This window comes from Rhodococcus sp. IEGM 1372 (assembly GCF_030056835.1).
Lineage (GTDB): Bacteria > Actinomycetota > Actinomycetes > Mycobacteriales > Mycobacteriaceae > Rhodococcoides.
In genome coordinates this window covers 1-5073 of the sequence record NZ_JASHKS010000077.1, presented here as the reverse complement: position 1 = coordinate 5073, position 5073 = coordinate 1, and the positions used below count along the sequence as shown (strand labels likewise).

4 protein-coding genes are annotated in these 5073 nt (G+C 64.5%); 2 read left to right on the top strand and 2 right to left on the bottom strand.

The genetic code is table 11. The annotated features are described in order from the left end of the window. Positions 1–76: 76 nt before the first annotated feature. On the top strand, positions 77–595 hold the full coding sequence (locus tag QM590_RS25630) for a hypothetical protein (protein ID WP_269596869.1): 519 nt from the start codon (positions 77–79) through the stop codon (positions 593–595). Between the two features lie 33 nt (positions 596–628). Then, positions 629–1018: a hypothetical protein gene (locus QM590_RS25625; RefSeq protein ID WP_149407539.1), complete on the top strand. Its 390-nt coding sequence runs from the start codon at positions 629–631 to the stop codon at positions 1016–1018. Between the two features lie 108 nt (positions 1019–1126). Here QM590_RS25625 and QM590_RS25620 read toward each other — a convergent pair whose 3' ends face one another. Together QM590_RS25620 and QM590_RS25615 are read right to left on the bottom strand one after the other, a co-directional pair. Next, positions 1127–3652 (bottom strand): polynucleotide kinase-phosphatase, encoded by a 2526-nt coding sequence (locus QM590_RS25620; protein ID WP_269596868.1) that lies wholly within the window; start codon positions 3650–3652, stop codon positions 1127–1129. Continuing rightward, entirely contained in the window at positions 3649–4944 is a 1296-nt protein-coding gene (locus QM590_RS25615) for a 3' terminal RNA ribose 2'-O-methyltransferase Hen1 (RefSeq protein ID WP_269596867.1), read from the bottom strand. The genes QM590_RS25620 and QM590_RS25615 overlap by 4 nt, the downstream gene beginning before the upstream one ends. Positions 4945–5073 lie beyond the last annotated feature (129 nt).

The window sequence follows — 5073 nt, the reverse complement described above, 5'->3', positions numbered from 1 at the left end:
TGTACCAACCGCCCGCAGCTCACGCAGCTTGACAGAAACCATAGGGACACCCCCCTACTCACGAACGGGAGACATCATGAACCGCATTTCTGCTCGGACTCGCACCGCATCCATCGCCCTGATCGCCGGCTCGATGATCACCGTGACGTCGATGAGCGGGGCCGCTGTTGCTCTTGCTCAACCCGCGCCACCCGCGGTGTCCGCCACCGTCGAGGAATTCGTCCCCGTGAGCGCGGAAGAAGTTGCCTCGCTCAATGCTTCACTGGCAGAACAGGGCCGCAATCCACTCCCCGCCGACACAGCCGGCTTTCAGATCAGCGATGACGCAACTGTGACGATCGTCGACGAGACCGGCAACGTCCTCGACCGGCAGCCGACTCCCACGGGACCTCAGGCCCGTGGAGTCACCGATGAAATCAAGCGAGTAGTCGGTGCCTGCCTCGGAATCGACTTCTTCGGCGCAGTCGGTGCTTGGGAGGCGATCGAAAGCCAGGTGAACTCGTGGGACAAGGCTGCCAAGTTCGTCCTGAGGCGAGTCGGCCTGATCGCAGCATTGTCCTGCGGCGGCGGAATATTCGCGGAGTACCTACTCTGACATGCCCTTCTCCCCAGGAAAGGAACGATTGCCATGACAGCTCCCACCCGAAACAAGTTCGAGCGATGGTCCGGCGGGATGCCCCTCGCCGCCCCGGTGGCATTCGGAGCCGTGCTGTTGATCGCCAGTGTCTCGTCGAAGCTCGGTGGCAGCTCCCTCTTCTTCTTCGCCCCGCTGGCCCTCGTCACCTCGGGAACGATGGTGTGGCTCGGAGCCCGACGTGATCCGACGCGAGACCACCTCGCTCACGTCACTGTCGGGTCGGGACTGCTGGTGGGATGCGGCGTCGTCGTCGCCGTGTGTGGTCTCGCAGGCGGTCTGATGCTGGACTCACCGACGTTCTGGGCGTCGATAGCCGTCGTTGCAGCAATTGCGGCACCGATCAGCGCAGGCATCAGTCCGTTCTCGTCGCCGAGGGGCTAGTGCCGCTGGCCCTCCCCGTTCGGATCAATGTGGCTTTGTTGCACTCAGAGTGACTGAAAGCCACATTGATCCGAACGGGTGAATGCCCTTCGTACTCGAAGCCGGCACCTACAACCGCGGGTCGACTGGCTCGGATTCCAGTGCCAGGACGGCGAACACGGCCTGGTGGATGGAATAGAGCGGCTCACCGCGCACCGAGCGATCCAGCGCTTCCATTCCCAGCGCGTATTCGCGAAGCGCCATCGACTGCTTGTGTCCCACGTTTCGGTTGCGCAGGGCAGTCAGTCGATCCGGGTCGGTGTAGTCGGCACCGTAGATCAGCCGCAGATACTCGCGGCCACGAACCTTCATGCCGGGCTGCATCTTTCCGCGAGGAGCGTTCGCTGACGGTTTGACGACCATTCCCTCGCCGCCCTGCGCCGTCAACTCCTCCCACCACTTCTCCCCTGCCGCAACCGAATCCGGCATGGACAGATCGACCTCGATTCGACGGGTGGCGGCGAACATATCGGGAGCTGTTGCCACCAATCGGTCGGCAACATCGAGGTGCCAGGCGTGCGGACGATCGGCATACGTCCCGACGTTCGATGCCAGCACCTGAAACGGCGCAATCCGAACCCCGTCCAGTCCGTCCGTCGGCCAGATGTACCGCCGATACGCACCGGTGAACTCGCCCAGGTTGACCTGCCGAACGGTGTTCCGTTCCAGCAACTCCTGCAGATCCAGACCACGCGAACCGGCCGATGCCAGCACCGCCGCCTCGGCCACGAGATTCGCCCGAGACACCGCAGCGACCGCGGCGTACTCGGTTTTGATCAGGCCCTCCGCTTTGGCGGACCACGGCATCAGTTCGCAGTCGAGAATCAGCCAGCTCGAATCCAATTCGTCCCACACACCGGCCTTCTCGATCGCGTCGGACACCCCGGAGATGAGCTCGCCGGTCAGTGACTCGTCGAACACCGGACGACCCGTCCGCGTGTACGCGGTGCCGAGCGATCCCTGCGGCGCATCGAACTTCTCCCGAGCGGTGTCTGCATCTCGACACACCACCACGACCACCCGCGAGCCCATGTGCTTCTCCTCGCAGATCACCGTCGACGCACCGAGCGCGCGATACGCGTCGAATGCCTGCGTCGGATATTCGAGATAGCCCTCGCGCTCGGATGTTCCACTCGGTGCCATCGTCGGCGGCAGATAGTGCAGCCACTGCGGAGCGAGGGCGAACCGACTCATCACTTCCAGTGCGCCCGCGGCATTCTCCGGCCGAACCGATACGCGCCCACGCAGCGACGTCTCGACGCCCGTCGGGCCGATCACGTCGGACAGATCGAGCGACGCCGCATCCCGCGTGAACGCGCCCATCGGGCGGGCAGGCTCGTACCAGACCTTCTCGGCCGGAACCGACACCACCTCGCGCTCCGGGTAACGCAGCGCCGTGAGCTTCCCGCCGAAGACGCATCCCGTATCGAGACACGCAGTGTTGTTCTCCCACTCCACTTCCGGAACCGGGGTGTGCCCGTAGAGAACCGCCGCCGAGCCCCGATAGTCCTGCACCCACGGGTACCGCACCGGAAGGCCGAACTCGTCGGTCTCGCCGGTGGTGTCGCCGTACAGGGCAAAACTTCGAACCCTGCCCGACGCCCGGTTGTGGTACTTCTCGATCAACCCGGCGTGCGCGACGACGAGCTTGCCGCCGTCGAGCACGAGGTGCGCGACGAGGCCGTCGCAGAACTCGAGCACCTGCCGGCGAAACTCTGCCGACTCGGCGTCGAGCTGTTGGAGGGTCTCGGCGAGACCGTGCGACGTGGTCACCTTCCGGCCGCGGAGTGCCTTGACGAGCTTGTTCTCGTGGTTACCCGGAACCGCCAATGCTGCTCCGGTACCGACCATTCCCATCACCAGTCGCAGCACTCCCACCGAGTCCGGTCCGCGATCGACGTAATCGCCGACGAACACGGCAGTCCGACCGGGCGGTGGCGTCGCGCCGACCGCGCGACCGGCGTCGTCTCGCTCGATCGTGTAACCCAGCACGCCGAGCAGGCTTTCGAGCTCGGCAAGGCAGCCGTGAATGTCGCCGATGACGTCGAACGGTCCGGTCAGCTCAGGTCGATCGCTGCGCAGCGGAGTGCGAACGAACGTCGCCGACGCCACCGCTTCGACACCGTCGAGTACGTGGACCGAACGAAAGCCTTCCTTGGACAGTCCCCGAAGCGAGCGTTGCAACTGGGACTGCTGGCGGCGCAGCACATCTCGACCGAACGTCCTGTCGGTGCGCTCGGCGTTGCGCTGTGCACACACCGATTCGGGCACATCGAGCACGACGGCGACCGGTAGCACGTCGTGTTCGCGGGCCAACGCGATCAACGTCTTTCGCGCCGCGGGTTGCACGTTCGTGGCGTCCACGACGGTGAGCAGACCGGCCCGGAGCCTGGTTGCCACGAGGAATTCCAGCAGCGCGAACGCATCCTTGGTCGCGCTCTGCAGGTTGGGGTCGTTGCTCACCATGCCCCGGCAGGCATCACTGGACACCGTCTCGTACGGACCGAAGTGCTGCGCGGCGAAGGACGACTTGCCGGACCCGCTGATGCCGACGAGTACGACGAGGGATCGATCCGGAATGTCGAAGGTACTCATCGGGCCTGCTCCTCTCGGGTGAAGACGGCCATCTGTGTCGGGGTGCCGTACATATCGTCGACGGGGCCGATTCCCTCGATGCGTACGTCGTAGGCGTGTTCACGTGCTACCGACGAACCCCAGTGCTCGAACTGCGCTCGGGTGAATTCGAATCGGTGATCGACGTGACGGAAGGTTCCCGGTTCGAGGCCGGGATACAGCACGTTGTACTCGGAGTTGGGTGTGGTGACGAGAACCGTTCGTGGACGCGCCTGAAGAAATACCGAACGCACCAACGCCGGCAGCCGATCGAGATCGACGTGTTCGATGACCTCCATGAGCACCATCGCGTCGAATCCGTGCAGCCGAACGTCGCGGTACGTGGCCGACGACTGCACCAGTTCGATCCGAGCGCGCTGCCGGTCGGACATGTCGTCCAGACGCAGCCTGCGCTGCGCCTTGGCGAGTGCACGATCGCTCACATCCGCACCGAGAATGCGATCGAAACTGTTGTCCGCGAGTAGCTCTCGCAGCAGACGACCCTCACCGCAACCGAGGTCGATCACCGACTTCGCGCCTGCACCCGTCAGTGCCGCCAGGACGGCGCGTACTCGCTGCTCGGCCAGCGTCGGATCTCGCGGGGCTGCGTCGTCCTGCGGAGCGTCGGGCACGAGTCGGTCGAGCGCCGAGGCCACCAGTTCGCGACGGTGCGCCAGGTAGCGGGACGCGATGAGCGACGACTCCGGGTGATCCCCCAGCCAATCCCCTGCTGCTCGAACGAGTTTGTCGGACTCGTCCTCGCCTACCCAATAGTGCTTCCCGTCGTCGAGGACCGGAAGAAGGACGTACAGGTGCCGCAGTGCGGCCGACAGCGTGAAGGTTCCGGTCAACACCAGATCGATGTACTCGGAGTCGCCCCATGCCGACTGCGTCGAATCGAGCGGAATGGGCGTCGCGTCCACTTTCCATCCGAGGGGACCGAACATCCGTGACGCCAGGTCGGTCGCACCACGAGACGGCGCGGCAGGCATCGAGATCGTCCGATCGATTGCAGCAGAGACCAATTCAGGCTTTCCTGTGCACACGCCGGCCAGCGTTTGCTTGAACAGTCGCGACAGCGCCACTGCGAGCCCGGACCCTGCACCGTCGTTCACCAGAACTGCGACGGTGGTGCGCTCGACCGAGACTTCCGGATACAGCACAGTGGTGGCGCCCATGGGCAAGATCCAGCTCTGCACGCGATCGGGGTGCTTGTGCAACAAATACCCGATGTCGGAGGAGTCCGGGAAATCGGTTGTGGCATTTGCAGTCACGGTCAGTAGCACCGCAGCGACGTTACGGGACAGCCGCGCCGGATGCGTCCCATTTTTCGGGCGCCCGTCGGGCTGCGTCAATGGACCACTGCACTGCACTGGTCCCCGTGGGTTGGACCGGTTAATGGA

What these genes read in the sequence shown, in the direction of transcription:
- QM590_RS25630 (WP_269596869.1), top strand. Translation starts at nt 77, where the DNA reads ATGAACCGCATTTCTGCTCGGACTCGCACCGCATCCATCGCCCTGATC.
- QM590_RS25625 (WP_149407539.1), top strand. Translation starts at nt 629, where the DNA reads ATGACAGCTCCCACCCGAAACAAGTTCGAGCGATGGTCCGGCGGGATG.
- QM590_RS25620 (WP_269596868.1), bottom strand. Translation starts at nt 3,652, where the DNA reads ATGAGTACCTTCGACATTCCGGATCGATCCCTCGTCGTACTCGTCGGC.